Origin of the sequence: Streptomyces olindensis (genome assembly GCF_040645895.1) — a bacterium.
GTDB lineage: Bacteria > Actinomycetota > Actinomycetes > Streptomycetales > Streptomycetaceae > Streptomyces > Streptomyces olindensis.
The window spans coordinates 74079-90958 of record NZ_JBEYZD010000003.1 but is presented as its reverse complement, the minus strand read 5'-3'; the positions used below and the strand labels follow the sequence as shown (position 1 = coordinate 90958).

Genomic DNA, 16880 nt, shown 5'->3' with positions numbered 1-16880 from the left:
CAGAAGACTCCAAGGAACAGACACACTGGTAACCCTAAACTTCAGGGTTAGGGTTCGGGTCGGCGATACGGACCGTCCCATTCGGCATCAGTCGTCGGGTCGCGGGGCGCAGGGCGTCACGGGGATTCGGCGACACGTAACTCGAGGCGAGAGGCCTTCGACGTGGCAGCACCGCAGAACTACCTCGCAGTCATCAAAGTCATCGGTGTCGGCGGCGGTGGTGTCAATGCCATCAACCGGATGATCGAGGTCGGTCTCAAGGGCGTCGAGTTCATCGCCATCAACACCGACGCGCAAGCTCTGTTGATGAGCGACGCCGACGTCAAGCTGGACGTCGGCCGTGAACTCACCCGCGGACTCGGCGCCGGAGCCAACCCGGCCGTGGGCCGCAAGGCCGCCGAGGACCACCGCGAGGAGATCGAGGAGGTCCTCAAGGGGGCCGACATGGTCTTCGTGACAGCCGGTGAAGGCGGCGGCACCGGCACCGGCGGCGCGCCCGTCGTGGCCAACATCGCCCGCTCGCTCGGTGCCCTCACCATCGGTGTGGTCACGCGCCCGTTCACCTTCGAGGGGCGGCGCCGCGCGAACCAGGCCGAGGACGGCATCGCCGAGCTCCGCGAAGAGGTCGACACCCTCATCGTCATCCCGAACGACCGGCTGCTGTCCATCTCGGACCGCCAGGTCTCGGTGCTCGACGCCTTCAAGTCGGCCGACCAGGTCCTGCTCTCCGGTGTGCAGGGCATCACCGACCTCATCACCACCCCCGGCCTCATCAACCTCGACTTCGCCGACGTCAAGTCGGTCATGTCCGAGGCCGGCTCGGCCCTGATGGGCATCGGCTCGGCCCGCGGCGACGACCGCGCGGTGGCCGCAGCCGAGATGGCGATCTCCTCGCCGCTGCTGGAGGCCTCCATCGACGGCGCCCGCGGTGTGCTGCTCTCGATCTCCGGCGGCTCGGACCTCGGTCTGTTCGAGATCAACGAGGCCGCCCAGCTGGTGAGCGAGGCCGCCCACCCCGAGGCCAACATCATCTTCGGCGCGGTCATCGACGACGCGCTCGGCGACGAGGTCCGGGTCACCGTGATCGCCGCCGGCTTCGACGGGGGCCAGCCCCCGGCCCGCCGGGAGAACGTGATCGGCTCGGCCTCGGCCAAGCGCGAGGAGCCGGCCCCGGCGCGGCCGACCGAGAGCCGCCCGTCCTTCGGATCGCTCGGCAGCGTGACCCCGAAGGAGGACCCGGAGCCCGCTCCGAAGCCGGTCGAGGACATCCCGGTCGCCCCGCCGGTCCCGCCGGCGCCGCGCACCTACTCGGACAGCGCGGCCGAGGAGCTGGACGTACCGGACTTCCTCAAGTGATCCTTCTGACGTGATAGGACAGCGCGAGAGCGCGAGCGGCGCGCACTTCGCCTTCACCGACCGGTGGGGCGGGGTGAGCGCCGCTCCGTATGAGGAGCTCAATCTCGGCGGAGCGGTCGGAGACGACCCGGACGCCGTACGCACCAACCGGGAACTGGCCGCCAAGTTCCTGGGCATCGAGCCGGACCGGGTGGTCTGGATGAACCAGGTGCACGGGGCGGACGTGTCGGTGGTGGCCGGACCGTGGGAATCGTCGTCCGCCATCCCGCCGGTCGACGCGATCGTCACCGCGCGGCGCGGGCTCGCCCTCGCCGTGCTCACCGCCGACTGCGTGCCGGTGCTGCTCGCCGACCCGGTCGCCGGGATCGCCGCCGCGGCCCACGCGGGCCGGCCGGGCATGATCGCCGGAGTCGTCCCGGCCGCGCTACGCGCGATGACGGACCTGGGCGCCGACCCCTCCCGGATCGTGGCCCGCACCGGACCCACCGTCTGCGGCCGGTGTTACGAAGTGCCCGAGGCGATGCGCGCCGAGGTGTCCGCCATCGAGCCGGCGGCGTACGCCGAGACGAGTTGGGGCACACCGGCGGTCGATGTGAGCGCCGGAGTGCACGCCCAGCTGGAACGGCTCGGGGTGCGCGACCGGGAGCAGTCGCCGGTGTGCACGCTGGAATCGCGTGATCACTTCTCGTACCGCCGTGACCGCACCACCGGGCGGCTCGCGGGTTATGTGTGGCTGGACTGACAGGACATGACGGACCGTAAGGACGAACTCGCCGCAAATCTGGCGAAAGTTGAGCGGCGCATCGCCGACGCGTGCGCGGCCGCCGGCCGCGGGCGCGAGGACGTGACCCTGATCGTGGTCACGAAGACCTATCCGGCCAGCGATGTGCGGGCGCTGTCGGAACTCGGCGTCCGCCATGTCGCCGAGAACCGTGACCAGGACGCGGCACCCAAGGCCGCGGCCTGTGCGGATCTGCCCCTTACCTGGCACTTTGTCGGTCAACTCCAGACCAACAAGGTGCGCTCCGTGGCCGGTTACGCGGACTTCGTGCAGTCCGTCGATCGTTCCAAGCTCGTCACAGCTCTGTCGAAGGAGGCCGTCCGGGCAGGTCGCGAGCTGGGCTGCCTCCTCCAGGTCGCACTGGACGCGGGCGAGAGCGAGCGGGGCGAACGCGGTGGCGTGGCACCCGGCGGGATCGAGGAGTTGGCCGACCTCGTGGCCGGTGCCCCGGGGCTGCGGCTCGACGGACTGATGACCGTCGCACCGCTCACCGGGGAGTACGCGGGACGCGAACAGGCGGCCTTCGAGCGGTTGATGGATTTGTCGACTGACCTGCGCCGGAGTCATCCGGCTGCCACCATGGTCTCGGCAGGGATGAGTGCGGACCTCGAACAGGCCGTGGCGGCCGGAGCGACACATGTGCGCGTCGGCAGCGCGGTACTCGGAGTCCGCCCCAGGCTCGGGTAACGTCGCCAAGAAGTCGGACCACAGCAGAAAATATGGTCATTGCCGCCGAAAGGCGGATTCAAGGACCACGTGGATCGCAGGCACCTGGCAGTCGTCAGCCGATCCACCACAGAGCGGAGGACTCAGAGCATGGCCGGCGCGATGCGCAAGATGGCGGTCTACCTCGGCCTCGTGGAGGACGATGGGTACGACGGCCGCGGATTCGACCCCGACGACGATTTCGAACCCGAACTGGACCCGGAGCCCGAGCGGGACCACCGACGGCACGAGCCGTCCCATCAGCCTCATGTCTCACATCAGCCCCAAAGGGACGAAGAGGTACGAGTCGTACAACCGCCCGCACCTCGCGAGCCTGCTCCCCGCTCCGCTTCGCTCCCCGCGGAATCCGGCCGCCCGGCGCGCATCGCGCCCGTGGCATCCATCACACAAGAACGCGCAAGCCTGGAGAAGAACGCACCGGTGATCATGCCCAAGGTCGTGTCCGAACGAGAGCCTTACCGGATCACCACGCTCCACCCACGGACCTACAACGAGGCCCGTACCATCGGGGAACACTTCCGTGAAGGCACCCCGGTGATCATGAATCTGACTGAGATGGACGACACAGATGCGAAGCGACTTGTCGACTTTGCGGCCGGTTTGGTGTTTGGTCTTCACGGCAGTATCGAGCGGGTGACGCAGAAGGTGTTCCTGTTGTCGCCTGCTAACGTCGATGTCACGGCGGAGGACAAGGCCCGCATCGCAGAGGGCGGGTTCTTCAACCAGAGCTGAGACGCAACACCGGAAACAGCAGTAGACAGCACTACAGCAGGGCACAGGGGAGAGGGAAGCGACAGGTCATGAGCGTGGTTCTGCAGGTTCTCTACATCGCGCTGATGGTCTTCCTCATCGTGCTCATTTTCCGGTTGGTCATGGACTACGTCTTCCAGTTCGCCCGCTCATGGCAACCCGGCAAGGCGATGGTGGTCGTTCTGGAGGCCACCTACACTGCCACTGATCCACCGCTCAAGCTTCTGCGGCGGGTCATCCCGCCGCTGCGTCTCGGGGGCGTGGCGCTCGACCTGTCCTTCTTCGTGTTGATGATCATCGTCTACATCCTGATCACACTCGTGCGGAGCGCGATGTGAGCGATGTGACAGATACGGTCTTGCCGAATGCCGACGACTACGTTGAGGTGAAGAGATGCCGTTGACCCCCGAGGACGTGCGGAACAAGCAGTTCACGACCGTCCGCCTCCGAGAAGGCTATGACGAGGACGAGGTCGATGCCTTCCTCGACGAGGTCGAAGCCGAACTGACCCGCCTGCTCCGTGAGAACGAGGACCTGCGCGCCAAACTGGCCGCGGCCACGCGCGCTGCTGCGCAGAACCAGCAGAACATGCGCAAGCCTCCGGAGCAGCAGCAGGATCAGCAGCAACAGCAGCAGGGCATGCGCGGTCCCGGCGGTCCCGTTCCCGCCGGCATATCGGGCCCGCCGCAGCAGCAGATGGGTGGCCCCATGGGTGGTCCGCCCCAGCTGCCGAGCGGTGCCCCGCAGCTGCCCGCCGGTCCCGGCGGTCAGGGTGGTCCCCAGGGTCCTGGTGGTCCCGGTCCGATGGGCCAGGGTCCGGGTCCCATGGGTCAGCCCCCGATGCAGCAGCAGATGGGTGGTCCGATGGGCGGCCCCATGGGCGGTCCGATGGGCGGCCCCGGTCAGGGAGGCCCCGGTGGCGACAGCGCCGCGCGTGTCCTCTCGCTGGCCCAGCAGACCGCCGACCAGGCGATCGCCGAGGCCCGTTCCGAAGCCAACAAGATCGTCGGCGAGGCGCGTTCGCGTGCCGAGGGTCTGGAGCGTGACGCCCGAGCCAAGGCCGATGCCCTGGAGCGGGACGCGCAGGAGAAGCACCGCGTCGCGATGGGCTCCCTGGAGTCCGCCCGCGCCACGCTGGAGCGCAAGGTCGAGGACCTGCGCGGCTTCGAGCGCGAGTACCGCACGCGCCTGAAGTCGTACCTGGAGTCGCAGCTGCGTCAGCTGGAGACCCAGGCCGACGACTCGCTGGCCCCGCCGCGCACTCCGGCGACCGCGTCCCTCCCGCCGTCCCCGGCGCCTTCCATGGCTCCGGCCGGCGCGAGCGCCCCGTCGTACGGCGGCAACCAGACGATGGGCGGTGCCCCGTCGCCGTCCGCTCCGTCCTACGGCGGCCAGCAGCAGATGTCGCCGGCGATGACCCAGCCGATGGCGCCGGTGCGTCCGCAGGGCCCGTCCCCGATGGGTCAGGCGCCCTCGCCGATGCGGGGCTTCCTGATCGACGAGGATGACAACTGACGGCCTGATGGCCAGTAGTACGGCGTAGACGTCGGCAGCGTTCAGGGCGAGGCCCCGGGTTCACCCCGGGGCCTCGCCCTTTTGCCACGCGTGTTCGCCGCCGCGCACCGGCGTTCTGCGTACGCAACGCCGAAGGCCCGGCCCCGCCAAGATCTTTGGCGGGGCCGGGCCTTCGGTCTGACGGCCTTGGTCCGGGGAGGCCCTGGACGGTTACGCCTTGCGCAGGCGGAACGTCAGGGACAGGCCCTCGTCGGTGAAGGGCTCGCCGTAGGTGTCGTCCGCCTCGCCCTGGGCGAAGTCCGTGGCGAGGACCTCGTCGGCGATCAGGGCCGCGTGCTCGGTCAGGCCCTCGGCGACGGCCGGGTCGGTCGCGGTCCAGCGCAGCGCGATGCGGTCGGCCACGTCGAGGCCGCTGTTCTTGCGGGCCTCCTGGATCAGGCGGATCGCGTCACGGGCGAGGCCCGCGCGGCGCAGCTCCTCCGTGATCTCCAGGTCCAGGGCGACCGTCGCGCCCGCGTCGGACGCCACCGACCAGCCCTCGCGCGGGGTCTCCGTGATGATGACCTCGTCGGGCGCCAGCGTGATGGTCTCGCCGTCGACCTCCACCGACGCCGTGCCCTCGCGCAGGGCCAGGGACAGGGCGGCCGCGTCCGTGTCGGCGATGGCCTTCGCCACGTCCTGGACGCGCTTGCCGAACCGCTTGCCCAGCGCGCGGAAGTTGGCCTTCGCGGTGGTGTCGACCAGGGAGCCGCCGACGTCGCTCAGCGTCGCCAGGGACTCGACGTTCAGCTCCTCCGTGATCTGCGTGCGCAGCTCGGAGTCCAGCGACTCGAAGCCCGTCGCGGCGATCAGGGCGCGGGAGAGCGGCTGACGCGTCTTGACGCCCGACTCCGCGCGCGTGGCACGGCCCAGCTCCACCAGGCGGCGCACCAGCACCATCTGCCTGGACAGCTCCGGGTCGATGGCCGTGAGGTCCGCCTCGGGCCAGGAGGAGAGGTGGACCGACTCCGGGGCGCCCGGGGTGACCGGGACGATCAGGTCCTGCCAGACCCGCTCGGTGATGAACGGGGTCAGCGGGGCCATCAGCTGCGTGACCGTCTCGACGACCTCGTGCAGCGTGCGCAGCGCCGCCTTGTCGCCCTGCCAGAAGCGGCGGCGGGAACGGCGCACGTACCAGTTGGACAGGTCGTCGACGAACGCGGACAGCAGCTTGCCGGCGCGCTGGGTGTCGTAGGCGTCCAGGGCCTGCGTGACCTGGTCGGTGAGCGCGTGCAGTTCGGACAGCAGCCAGCGGTCCAGGACCGGGCGGTCGGCCGGGGCCGGGTCGGCCTCGGACGGGGCCCAGCCCGTCGTACGCGCGTACAGGGCCTGGAAGGCGACCGTGTTCCAGTACGTCAGGAGGGTCTTGCGGACGACCTCCTGGATGGTGCCGTGGCCCACGCGGCGGGCCGCCCACGGGGAGCCGCCGGCCGCCATGAACCAGCGGACCGCGTCGGCGCCGTGCCGGTCCATGAGCGGGATCGGCTCCAGGGTGTTGCCCAGGTGCTTGGACATCTTGCGGCCGTCCTCGGCGAGGATGTGGCCGAGGCAGACCACGTTCTCGTAACTGGACTTGTCGAAGACGAGCGTGCCGACCGCCATCAGCGTGTAGAACCAGCCGCGGGTCTGGTCGATGGCCTCGCAGATGAACTGCGCCGGGTAGCGGGCCTCGAACAGCTCCTTGTTCTTGTACGGGTAACCCCACTGCGCGAACGGCATCGAGCCCGAGTCGTACCAGGCGTCGATCACCTCGGGCACGCGCGTGGCCGTCCTGCCGCAGCCGTCCTGCGGGCAGGCGAAGGTGACCTCGTCGATGAACGGGCGGTGCGGGTCCAGACCCGACTGGTCGGTGCCGGTCAGCTCGGTCAGCTCCGTGAGGGAGCCGGCGCAGGTGAGGTGGTCGTCCTCGCAGCGCCAGATCGGCAGCGGGGTGCCCCAGTAGCGGTTGCGGGACAGCGCCCAGTCGATGTTGTTGTTCAGCCAGTCGCCGTACCGGCCGTTCTTGACCGTCTCCGGGAACCAGTTGGTGTTCTCGTTCTCCGCGAGCAGGCGGTCCTTGAGCGCCGTGGTGCGGATGTACCAGGAGGGCTGCGCGTAGTAGAGCAGCGCGGTGTGGCAGCGCCAGCAGTGCGGGTAGCTGTGCTCGTACGGGATGTGCTTGAAGAGCAGGCCGCGCTCGTCGAGGTCGGCGGTGAGCTTCTCGTCGGCCTTCTTGAAGAAGACGCCGCCGACGAGCGGGACGTCCTCCTCGAAGGTGCCGTCCGGGCGGACCGGGTTCACGACCGGCAGGCCGTAGGAGCGGCAGACCTTGAGGTCGTCCTCACCGAAGGCGGGGGACTGGTGGACCAGACCCGTGCCGTCCTCGGTGGTGACGTACTCGGCGTTGACGACGAAGTGCGCCGGCTCGGGGAACTCCACCAGCTCGAAGGGGCGCTGGTACGTCCAGCGCTCCATCTCGGCGCCCGTGAAGGTCTGGCCGGTGGTCTCCCAGCCCTCGCCGAGGGCCTTGGCGACGAGCGGCTCGGCGACGACCAGCTTCTCTTCGCCGTTGCTCGCTACGACGTAGGTGACCTCGGGGTGGGCGGCGACCGCGGTGTTGGACACCAGGGTCCACGGGGTCGTGGTCCACACCAGGAGCGCGGCCTCGCCGGCGAGCGGGCCGGAGGTGAGCGGGAAGCGGACGTAGACGGATGGGTCGACGACCGTCTCGTAGCCCTGTGCCAGCTCGTGGTCCGACAGGCCCGTGCCGCAGCGGGGGCACCAGGGGGCGACGCGGTGGTCCTGGACCAGCAGGCCCTTGTTGAAGATCTCCTTCAGCGACCACCAGACCGACTCGATGTACTCGGGGTCCATCGTGCGGTACGGGTCCTGGAGGTCGGTCCAGTAGCCCATGCGGGTCGTGAGCGCCTCGAAGGCGTCCGTGTGGCGGGTCACCGACTCGCGGCACTTGGCGTTGAACGCGGCGATGCCGTACGCCTCGATGTCCTGCTTGCCGGAGAAGCCGAGCTCCTTCTCGACGGCGAGCTCCACCGGGAGGCCGTGGCAGTCCCAGCCGGCCTTGCGGGCCACGTGGTAGCCGCGCATGGTGCGGAAGCGGGGGAAGACGTCCTTGAAGACGCGGGCCTCGATGTGGTGGGCGCCGGGCATGCCGTTGGCGGTGGGCGGGCCCTCGTAGAACACCCACTCGGGGCGGCCCTCGGACTGCTCCAGGCTCTTGGCGAAGATCTTCTGCTCGCGCCAGAAGTCGAGCACGGCGTGCTCGAGGGCGGGCAGGTCGACCTGGGCGGGTACCTGGCGGTACGTCGGCGATGTCATCAGCGGGCTTCCTCCGGCGGACTTGCTGCCTTCCGTCCGGAGGGACGAGAGCTACGTCTGCCTGCGCCGCCTTCGGCGCGCTCCCGCGGTACCACCCTCCTTGGCCCTCCGGCGCGGGGTGTGCGCCGAGGAGCCCCCTCATTGGGGTCGCGATGCCGGGTCTACTGGCCACCGCTCTCGGCCGTGGCGTTCTTCCGGCGGCTCCGGGGTGATCTTCACGTCGCGCTCGCCCCCGGGCTTCCACCGTCCCCGGGTCGCTCTGGGCTGCGTACGCCGCTACTCGTCCCCATCCACGCTTTTCGCTCCGCCCAGTGTACGGCGCCGGGCGGACAGCGGCCGACCGCTTTTCCGGGCCGCCGGAGCCGGGGTGGCGCAGGGGGGTGGCTTATGGGTTTGATGACCCGAATGGGGTGGTATGGGTGTTCGGATCCTGGGACGTCCGGCTCGGCGGATTACCGGGCGGGGAGCTGGGCACAACGGATGCAGGTTCGCCGCGCGGCGTGCGCGAGGCGGGCGAATCGGGCGGTGTGCCCCGTTGCCGCGGGACTCGAGTCGATTTATCGTCCCAGCACGATTCGCGAGCAAGATCACAATATGTGAAGGGGCCGCGGCCATGGTGGCGAAGAAGACCGCCGTACAGCAGCCGGCGTCCGGCAGGTCCGGGGAGGCCTCCGGCGGTGCGGCCAAGGACGTGGGCGGGAAGAAGTCCACCCAGGGGGGCTCGGCGGGGCGGGCGGCGAAGGGGGCGGCGGGGAAGGCGACCGAGGGGACGAAGGCCGCCGTCAAGAAGACCAAGGAGGCCGTCAGGAAGGTGACGGCCAGGATGGGCGCGGCCGATCAGGACGCAGCCAAGCAGGGCCCGCCGGAGGCGGGCACCGCCCAGCCGGGGACGGCCGAGCCGGGCACGGCCCGTGCGGGCACTGATCAGCAGGGCAGGGCCCAGGAGGGTGCGACCGGGAGAGCCGCGCCTGGGAAGGCGGCTGCCAAGGCACCGGCCGGGAAGGCCCTGGCTGGGAAGGCCCTGGCTGGGAAGGCCCTGGCTGGGAAGGCCCCGGCGGGGAAGGCAGCAGCCGGGAAGGCCCCGGCCGAGAAAGCGGCGGCCGGTAAGAGGGTCGCCGAGAAGGCCGTGGGCGACAGGGCTCCTGCCAAGAAGGCGGTGGCCGGGAAGACGGCGGCAAAGAAGGCGCCTGCGGGGAAGACGGCGGCCAAGGAAGCGCCTGCAGGGAAGGCGACCCCCAAGAAGTCAGCGGCCAAGAAGGTGACGGCCGAGGAGACAGCGGCCGGGACCGGGGCCGGGACCGGGGCCGGTAAGACGGCGGCCAGGACAGAGGCCGGTAAGGCGGCGGCCAAGAAGGTGGCGGCCGAGGAGACGGCGGCCGGGACAGGGGCCGGTAAGACGGCGGCCAGGACAGGGGCCGCTAAGACGGCGGCCAGGACCGGGGCCGGTAAGACGGCGGCCAGGACAGAGGCCGGTAAGGCGGCGGCCAAGAAGGTGGCGGCCGAGGAGACGGCGGCCGGGACTGGGGCCGGTAAGGCGGCGGCCGGGACTGGGGCCGCTAAGGCGGCGGCCGGTAAGGCGGCCGCCAAGAAGTCGGCTGTCGGGAAGGCGGCGGGCAAGAGGGCCGTCGCCAAGGGGGCGCGGGCCGAGGAAGCGGGGGCCGAGAAGGCGGTCGTTGGGGAAGCGGTGGGTAGGGAACCAGGGGCCGGGAAGGCGGCCGCCAAGGGGGCGGCGGCGAAGAAGGCCGCTGTCACCAGGGCGAAGGCCGCCAAGGCCGACGCCGCGAAGAAGAGCGCCGAGGGTGTCGCCGGGCAGGGCGCCGGAGGCGGGAGCACCACCACGAAGGGCCCGGCCGGGAAGGGCACTGCCCGGACCGGCGGGGCCACACAGGACATGGCCGGGACCAGCACGGCCAAGAAGGCGGGTGCGGCCGAGGCCGCGCCGCAGACGGGAGCGACGACGGTGGGTGCGAAGAAGACTCCTGGCACGGCCACGGCGGCGAAGACCGCCGTTCCGAAGGCGCGGGCGGGCGCGGCGGAGCCCGGTGAGCTGGCGGTACGCCCGGGCGAGGACCCCTGGACGACGGAGGAGGTCGAGGAGGCGCGCTCCGAGCTGATGTCGGAGGAGGCGCGGCTGCGCGAGGAGATCACCTCGTCGGAGCGGTCGCTCGCCGGCCTGATGCGGGACTCCGGGGACGGCGCGGGCGACGACCAGGCGGACACCGGCACCAAGAACATCACGCGCGAGCACGAGCTGGCCCTGGCCGCCAACGCGCGCGAGATGCTCGTCCAGACCGAGCGCGCGCTGGAACGCCTCCACGCGGGCACCTACGGCCTCTGCGAGAACTGCGGCAACCCCATCGGCAAGGCCAGGATGCAGGCCTTCCCGCGGGCCACGCTGTGCGTGGAGTGCAAGCAGAAGCAGGAGCGCCGGTACTGACCGGCCGCCGAATGCCTCCTGAGCACGTGGGCGGCCCGGCGTGTGCCGTACCCTCGTCCTCAGTCAGGCACCTAGGTTGAGGGACTCACGTGGCAGAGGCGGAGCGCATCATCGGTACGCCGGACACACCGGACGCGGCCGGGAACGGGCAGGACCGGCCCGGCGAGTCCGGCACCGACGATACGGCGGCGGCCGCCGGCGCGTCGGGCACGGACGAGTCGGAGGCCACGGCCGCAAGGCCCCGGGGCAGGCGCCGGATCGCGGTGCTGTTCGCCGTCGCCACGTTCGCCTACGCCCTCGACCTGATCAGCAAGATGATCGTGGTGGCCAAGCTGGAGCACCACCCGCCCATCGAGATCATCGGGGACTGGCTGAAGTTCGAGGCGATCCGCAACGCGGGCGCGGCCTTCGGCTTCGGCGAGGCCTTCACCGTGATCTTCACCATGATCGCGGCGGCGGTGATCGTGGTCATCGCCCGCCTCGCCCGCAAGCTGTACAGCCTGCCCTGGGCGATCGCGCTCGGCCTGCTGCTCGGCGGTGCGCTGGGCAATCTCACCGACCGGATCTTCCGGGCACCGGGCGTCTTCGAGGGCGCGGTCGTGGACTTCATCGCGCCCAAGCACTTCGCCGTGTTCAACCTGGCCGACTCGGCGATCGTGTGCGGCGGCATCCTGATCGTGCTGCTGTCGTTCAAGGGGCTCGACCCGGACGGCACCGTCCACAAGGACTGAGGGGCCGTCGGACTCTCGTACGGGGCTGTCGGACCCGTCCGGCATACTCGACGGGTGAGCACGATTCCCGAGATCCGTACCCTGCCCGTACCCGACGGCCTGGAGGGCGAGCGCGTCGACGCCGCCATCTCCCGCATGTTCGGCTTCTCCCGGACCAAGGCGGCCGAGCTCGCCGCCGCGGGGAAGGTCACGGTCGACGGATCGGTGGTCGGCAAGTCGGAGCGCGTGCACGGCGGCGCCTGGCTGGAGGTCGAGATGCCGCAGGCGCCCGCGCCGGTGCAGGTGGTGGCCGAGCCGGTCGAGGGCATGGAGATCGTGCACGACGACGATGACGTGGTCGTCATCGTCAAGCCGGTCGGTGTGGCCGCGCACCCCTCGCCGGGCTGGACCGGGCCCACCGTCATCGGGGGCCTGGCCGCCGCCGGATACCGGATCTCCACCTCCGGTGCCGCCGAGCGCCAGGGCATCGTCCACCGCCTCGACGTCGGCACGTCCGGGCTGATGGTCGTCGCCAAGTCCGAGTACGCGTACACGTCACTGAAGCGCCAGTTCAAGGAGCGCACGGTCGACAAGCGGTACCACACGCTCGTCCAGGGCCACCCGGACCCGACCAGCGGCACCATCGACGCGCCCATCGGACGGCACCCGCAGCACGACTACAAGTGGGCCGTCACCGCCGAGGGCAAGCCGTCCGTCACGCACTACGACCTCATCGAGGCCTTCCGCGCCGCCTCCCTGCTCGACGTGAAGCTGGAGACCGGCCGCACGCACCAGATCCGCGTCCACATGGCCGCACACCGGCACCCCTGCGTCGGCGACCTGACCTACGGCGCCGACCCGACGCTCGCCAAGCGCCTCGGTCTGACCCGCCAGTGGCTGCACGCGGTGCGGCTCGGCTTCGAGCACCCCGGGGACGGACAGTGGGCGGAGTTCTCCTGCGACTACCCGGAGGACCTGCAAAAGGCCCTGGACCAGGTCCGGGAGGAGACCTACGCGTGAGCAGCCCGGCGTACGTGGTGCGGGTCGCCGAGGGCCCGGGCGACCGTGAGGCGTGCTTCGCGGTGCGCAAGGAGGTCTTCGTCGGCGAGCAGGGCGTGCCGGAGGACCTGGAGTACGACGCCTACGACGCGGGGGCCGTCCATGTGCTGGCGGTCCGGGAGGACGGCGTGCCGCTGGGGACCGGGCGGCTGCTGTACGGGGAGGCGGCCGTGGCGCAGACCGGAGCCGACCCGTCCGTGGGCTCCCTCGGCCGGCTCGCCGTGACGAGCCGTGCGCGCGGGCTCGGCGTCGGCGCCGCCCTCGTGCGGGCCATCGAGGACGCGGCACGCGCGCGAGGCCTCACGGCCGTCGACCTCCACGCGCAGACGCACGCCCTCGGCTTCTACGAGCGGCTCGGCTACGAGCCGTACGGACCGGAGTACCTGGAGGCGGGCATCGCCCACCGGGGTATGCGGCGTTCGCTCCAGGCCTGAGCCGCACGAGAGGCACCGGCCCGTCGCGATGGGCGCCGGAACGGTTTGTCCTGGGAGTTGCGTGGCAGGCTTGAGGGCAGTCGTGTGACCGTCTGACCTCCCGGAGCGCTGACCGTGGATCAGTTGGCCCTGTTGTTCGTGCTGCTGCTCGGGGCCGTGATCAGCGTGCCGGTCGGGGACCGGCTCGGGGTGCCCGCGCCGGTGCTGATGACGCTCCTGGGCATAGTCCTCGCCCTGCTCGACTTCGTGCCGAACGTCGACATCCCGCCGGACCTGATCCTGCCGCTGCTGCTGCCGCCCCTGCTGTACGCGGCCGTACGGCGCACCTCGTGGCGGCAGTTCGCGGCGAACAAGAGACCGATCTTCCTGCTGGCCGTGGCCCTGGTGTTCGTCACCATGGCCTGCGTGGCCGCCGCGGCCAACGCGATCGTGCCGGGGCTGCCGCTCGCCGCGGCGTTCGCGCTCGGCGCGCTGGTCGCGCCGCCGGACCCGGTCGCGGCGACGGCCGTCGCCGGGCAGCTGGGGCTGCCGCGCCGGCTGGTGTCGATCCTGGAGGGCGAGGGGCTGTTCAACGACGTGACGGCCATCGTCCTCTACCACGTGGCGATCGCCGCCGCCGTGAGCGGGACGTTCTCTCCCTGGAAGGCCGGCCTCGACCTGGTGCTGTCGGCCGTGGTGGCGGTGGCCGTCGGCCTGGCGCTGGGCTGGGGCGCCAACAAGCTGATGGAGCTGCTCGGGGACGCGACCCTGCAGATCGGCCTGACCCTGCTGGTGCCGTACGCCTCCTACGTCATGGCGGAGGAACTGCACGGGTCCGGGGTGCTCGCCGTGCTCACCACCGCGCTGTTCCTCGCGGAGTACGGCTCGGACGCCGACGACGTCATGACGCGGCTGGCCGGGCACACGTTCTGGAACATCGTCGACACCCTCGTCACCGGTGTGGCGTTCGGGCTGGTCGGGCTCGAACTGCACAACGCCATCCACACCGCGACCGGCCGGTGGGGCCAGTTGCTCGGGTGGGCGGCGCTCGTGGTGTGCGTGGTCGTCCTCGTACGGCTGCTGTGGCTGCTGCCGGCGACGTGGCTGACCAAGCGGCTGCACGCGCGGCGGGACTACGACGAGGACATCCCGGTGAGCTGGCGCGAGACCGTGGTGATGTGGTGGTCCGGGATGCGCGGGGTGGCGTCGGTGGCGCTGGTGCTGGCCATTCCGCTGGAGACGGATTCCGGGGCGCCGTTCCCGAACCGGGACGAGCTCATCTTCATCGCCTTCGGGGTGATCATGGCGACGCTGGTGGTGCAGGGCCTGACGTTGCCGTGGCTGGTGCGGCGGCTCGGGGTGAAGGCCGACACCGACCAGGAGAAGGAGTTCGCGAAGGCGCTGGCGATCCGGGCGGCGAAGGCGGCGAAGCGCAGGCTCCGGGAGATCGAGGAGGACGAGGAGCTGCCGGAGGACCTCTCCGAGCAGATGCTGCGGCGGGCCTTCGACATCGGGGTGCGGATCAGTCCCGAACTCGCGGAGGACGAGCGGCGGGAGGCGTACCGGGAGCGGGCGCGGCGGGTGAAGCGGGTGCGGCGGATCCAGCAGGAGATGCTGAGCGCGGCGCGGCACGAGGTGCTGGCGGCGCGGAGCGAACCCGGGGCGGACCCCGAGGTGGTGGACCGGGTTTTGCGGCATCTCGACGTGCGCAGCCTGCGCTGATTCGCCCTCGGCGGCCGACGGATCGTAGGGTCGTTCGTATGGCACGGAACGTGGTAATCAGTGGTGGAGGAACGGGAATTGGGCTTGCGGCGGCCCGGATGTTCGCCGCGGGCGGGGATCGGGTGCTGCTGCTCGGGCGGCGGGCCGCGGTGCTGGAGAAGGCCGGGGTGCCCGGGGCGCTGACGTATGCGGCCGATCTCGCCGAGCCGGAGGACGTGCGGGGTGTCGCCGCCTTCGTGGAGCGGGAGTTCGGGTCCGTGGACGTCCTCGTGCACAGTGCCGGGGGCAACGGACTGCTGGAACCGGACGCCGCGGGCGACGATCCGCTGGAGGCCGTCGCGCACACCTGGACCGTGAACTTCCGGCTCAACACCCTGACCGCCGCGCTGCTCACCGAGGCGCTGAAGCCGCGGCTCGCCGAGCCCGGTGGCCGGGTGCTGTTCCTCAGCTCCATCGCCGCCTACCGGGGCTCCGGGAGCGGGGCCTACGCGGCGGCCAAGGCGGGGCTGCACCCGTACGCCCACGACCTGGCGCGGGAGCTGGGGCCGCGCGGCATCACCGTGAACGTCGTCGCGCCCGGCTACATCGAGGACACCGAGTTCTTCGGGGACTCGATGGCCGAGGAGCGGCGGGCGCGGCTCGTCGGCGAGACCTCGACCGGCCGGGCCGGGACCCCCGACGACGTCGCCGGGACGCTGCACTGGCTCGCCTCCCCGGGGGCCGGGCACATCACCTCCCAGATCATCCAGGTCAACGGCGGCGCCGAGCGCGGTCACTGACAGCGGCACCAACAGGAGGGCTGCCCTGCCCCAGCGGCGGGCAGCCCTCCTGCTGTGTCCGTGTCCGTATCCGTATCCGTGTCCGTGTCCGTGTCCGTCAGCGTTCCGGGCGGGCCGAGCCGTGGAAGCGGCGCTGCTGGTTCGGGACGCCGTCCGGGGACGGGCGGTGGCCGTTCCAGGACGGCGGCAGGACCGCGTCGGCCGTGTTGACCCGGGGCAGGGCGTACGGGTGCTCCTCGGACAGCCAGCGGAGCATCTGCTCGCGGACGGTGACCCGCGCGGTCCAGATGTCGTCCGCGTCCTTGGCCGTCACCAGGGCCCGCACCTGCATGGTGTTCGGCGTGGTGTCCGTGACGGACAGGTCGTAGGCACGGCCGTCCCAGGCGGGGCACTCGCGCAGGATGTCGCGGAGCTTCTCGCGCATCGCCTCCACGGGCGCCGTGTGGTCGACGTGCCAGAAGACGGTGCCGGTCATCTGCGGCGTGCCGCGCGACCAGTTCTCGAACGGCTTGGACGTGAAGTACGACACCGGCATGGTGATCCGGCGCTCGTCCCAGGTGCGCACGGTCAGGAACGTCAGGGTGATCTCCTCGACCGTGCCCCACTCGCCGTCCACGACCACGGTGTCCCCGATGCGCACCATGTCGCCGAAGGCGATCTGGAAGCCCGCGAACATGTTGCTCAGCGTGGACTGCGCCGCGACACCGGCGACGATGCCGAGGATGCCGGCCGAGGCCAGCAGCGAGGCACCCGCCGCGCGGAACGCCGGGAACGTCAGCAGCATGCTGGCCGCGGCCACCACGCCGACGATCGCCGACACCACCCGCATGATCAGCGTCACCTGGGTGCGCACCCGGCGGACCCTGGCCGGGTCGCGATGGGCCCGGGCGCTCGCGTAGCGGCTGTACGAGGTCTCCACGATCGCCGCGGCGATACGGATCACCAGCCAGGCGGTCGACCCGATCAGCACCAGGGTCAGCGTCTGGCCGATGCCCTCGCGGCGGCTCTCCAGCAGCTGGGCCTCGTCGTAGGACCCTCTCAGCAGGGCCGCGAGGAGGACGAGCTGGTACGGGATGCGGCCACGGCGCAGCAGCCCCCACAGCGGGGTGTCGTGGTGCCGTTCGTCGGCCTTGCGCAGCAGGAAGTCGGTGGCCCAGCCGATCACCAGCGTGAGCACGACCGAGCCACCGACCACGATCAGCGGTCGCAGGAGGTTCTCCATGCCACCGAACCTAACCGGCTCCCGGGGGGCATGAACATGTGACTTCGGCGGCGTCC

The 16880-nt window shown here is 71.0% G+C and carries 14 protein-coding genes; 12 read left to right on the top strand and 2 right to left on the bottom strand.

Annotated elements, in window-relative coordinates:
• The first annotated feature begins 162 nt into the window (after nucleotides 1–162).
• The 6 genes from ftsZ (at nucleotide 163) to ABZ948_RS02500 (ending at nucleotide 5128) form a co-directional block, all read left to right on the top strand.
• On the top strand, nucleotides 163–1356 hold the full coding sequence (ftsZ, locus tag ABZ948_RS02525; protein ID WP_359756528.1) for a cell division protein FtsZ: 1194 nt from the start codon (nucleotides 163–165) through the stop codon (nucleotides 1354–1356).
• 10 nt (nucleotides 1357–1366) lie between these two features.
• A complete protein-coding gene (gene pgeF / locus ABZ948_RS02520; protein ID WP_359756526.1) occupies nucleotides 1367–2098 on the top strand; it encodes a peptidoglycan editing factor PgeF in 732 nt (243 codons plus the stop codon).
• A gap of 6 nt (nucleotides 2099–2104) precedes the next feature.
• The gene (locus tag ABZ948_RS02515; RefSeq protein ID WP_359756524.1) at nucleotides 2105–2824 is read left to right on the top strand and encodes a YggS family pyridoxal phosphate-dependent enzyme; all 720 of its coding nucleotides are present in this window, start codon (nucleotides 2105–2107) and stop codon (nucleotides 2822–2824) included.
• 129 nt (nucleotides 2825–2953) lie between these two features.
• Nucleotides 2954–3595, top strand: coding sequence for a cell division protein SepF (locus tag ABZ948_RS02510; protein ID WP_356519242.1), 642 nt, complete (start codon nucleotides 2954–2956; stop codon nucleotides 3593–3595).
• A 68-nt stretch (nucleotides 3596–3663) separates the two neighbouring features.
• Entirely contained in the window at nucleotides 3664–3951 is a 288-nt protein-coding gene (locus ABZ948_RS02505; protein ID WP_114251539.1) for a YggT family protein, read from the top strand.
• 55 nt (nucleotides 3952–4006) lie between these two features.
• The gene (locus ABZ948_RS02500; protein ID WP_157993090.1) at nucleotides 4007–5128 is read left to right on the top strand and encodes a DivIVA domain-containing protein; all 1122 of its coding nucleotides are present in this window, start codon (nucleotides 4007–4009) and stop codon (nucleotides 5126–5128) included.
• A gap of 210 nt (nucleotides 5129–5338) precedes the next feature.
• Here the strand turns inward: ABZ948_RS02500 and ileS are convergent, their stop codons facing one another.
• Complete coding sequence (gene ileS, locus ABZ948_RS02495; protein ID WP_359756520.1) at nucleotides 5339–8482, bottom strand: isoleucine--tRNA ligase; 3144 nt, start codon at nucleotides 8480–8482, stop codon at nucleotides 5339–5341.
• A 613-nt stretch (nucleotides 8483–9095) separates the two neighbouring features.
• Here ileS and ABZ948_RS02490 point away from each other — a divergent pair.
• The 6 genes from ABZ948_RS02490 to ABZ948_RS02465 all read left to right on the top strand — a co-directional run bounded on the left by ABZ948_RS02490 (nucleotide 9096) and on the right by ABZ948_RS02465 (nucleotide 15602).
• Nucleotides 9096–10919 carry a TraR/DksA family transcriptional regulator gene (locus tag ABZ948_RS02490; RefSeq protein ID WP_359756518.1) on the top strand — a complete coding sequence of 608 codons (1824 nt, stop codon included), beginning with the start codon at nucleotides 9096–9098 and terminating at the stop codon, nucleotides 10917–10919.
• 89 nt (nucleotides 10920–11008) lie between these two features.
• A complete protein-coding gene (lspA, locus tag ABZ948_RS02485; RefSeq protein ID WP_359756516.1) occupies nucleotides 11009–11650 on the top strand; it encodes a signal peptidase II in 642 nt (213 codons plus the stop codon).
• Nucleotides 11651–11704: 54 nt separating this feature from the next.
• On the top strand, nucleotides 11705–12649 hold the full coding sequence (locus ABZ948_RS02480) for an RluA family pseudouridine synthase (RefSeq protein ID WP_031115740.1): 945 nt from the start codon (nucleotides 11705–11707) through the stop codon (nucleotides 12647–12649).
• Nucleotides 12646–13122 carry a GNAT family N-acetyltransferase gene (locus ABZ948_RS02475; protein WP_359756513.1) on the top strand — a complete coding sequence of 159 codons (477 nt, stop codon included), beginning with the start codon at nucleotides 12646–12648 and terminating at the stop codon, nucleotides 13120–13122. The genes ABZ948_RS02480 and ABZ948_RS02475 overlap by 4 nt, the downstream gene beginning before the upstream one ends.
• Before the next feature lie 114 nt (nucleotides 13123–13236).
• The gene (locus ABZ948_RS02470; protein ID WP_359756511.1) at nucleotides 13237–14823 is read left to right on the top strand and encodes a Na+/H+ antiporter; all 1587 of its coding nucleotides are present in this window, start codon (nucleotides 13237–13239) and stop codon (nucleotides 14821–14823) included.
• 38 nt (nucleotides 14824–14861) lie between these two features.
• Nucleotides 14862–15602: an SDR family NAD(P)-dependent oxidoreductase gene (locus ABZ948_RS02465; protein WP_359756509.1), complete on the top strand. Its 741-nt coding sequence runs from the start codon at nucleotides 14862–14864 to the stop codon at nucleotides 15600–15602.
• A gap of 97 nt (nucleotides 15603–15699) precedes the next feature.
• On the opposite strand, the gene ABZ948_RS02460 is transcribed toward ABZ948_RS02465, so the two are convergent.
• Nucleotides 15700–16824: a mechanosensitive ion channel family protein gene (locus ABZ948_RS02460; protein ID WP_359756507.1), complete on the bottom strand. Its 1125-nt coding sequence runs from the start codon at nucleotides 16822–16824 to the stop codon at nucleotides 15700–15702.
• Nucleotides 16825–16880 lie beyond the last annotated feature (56 nt).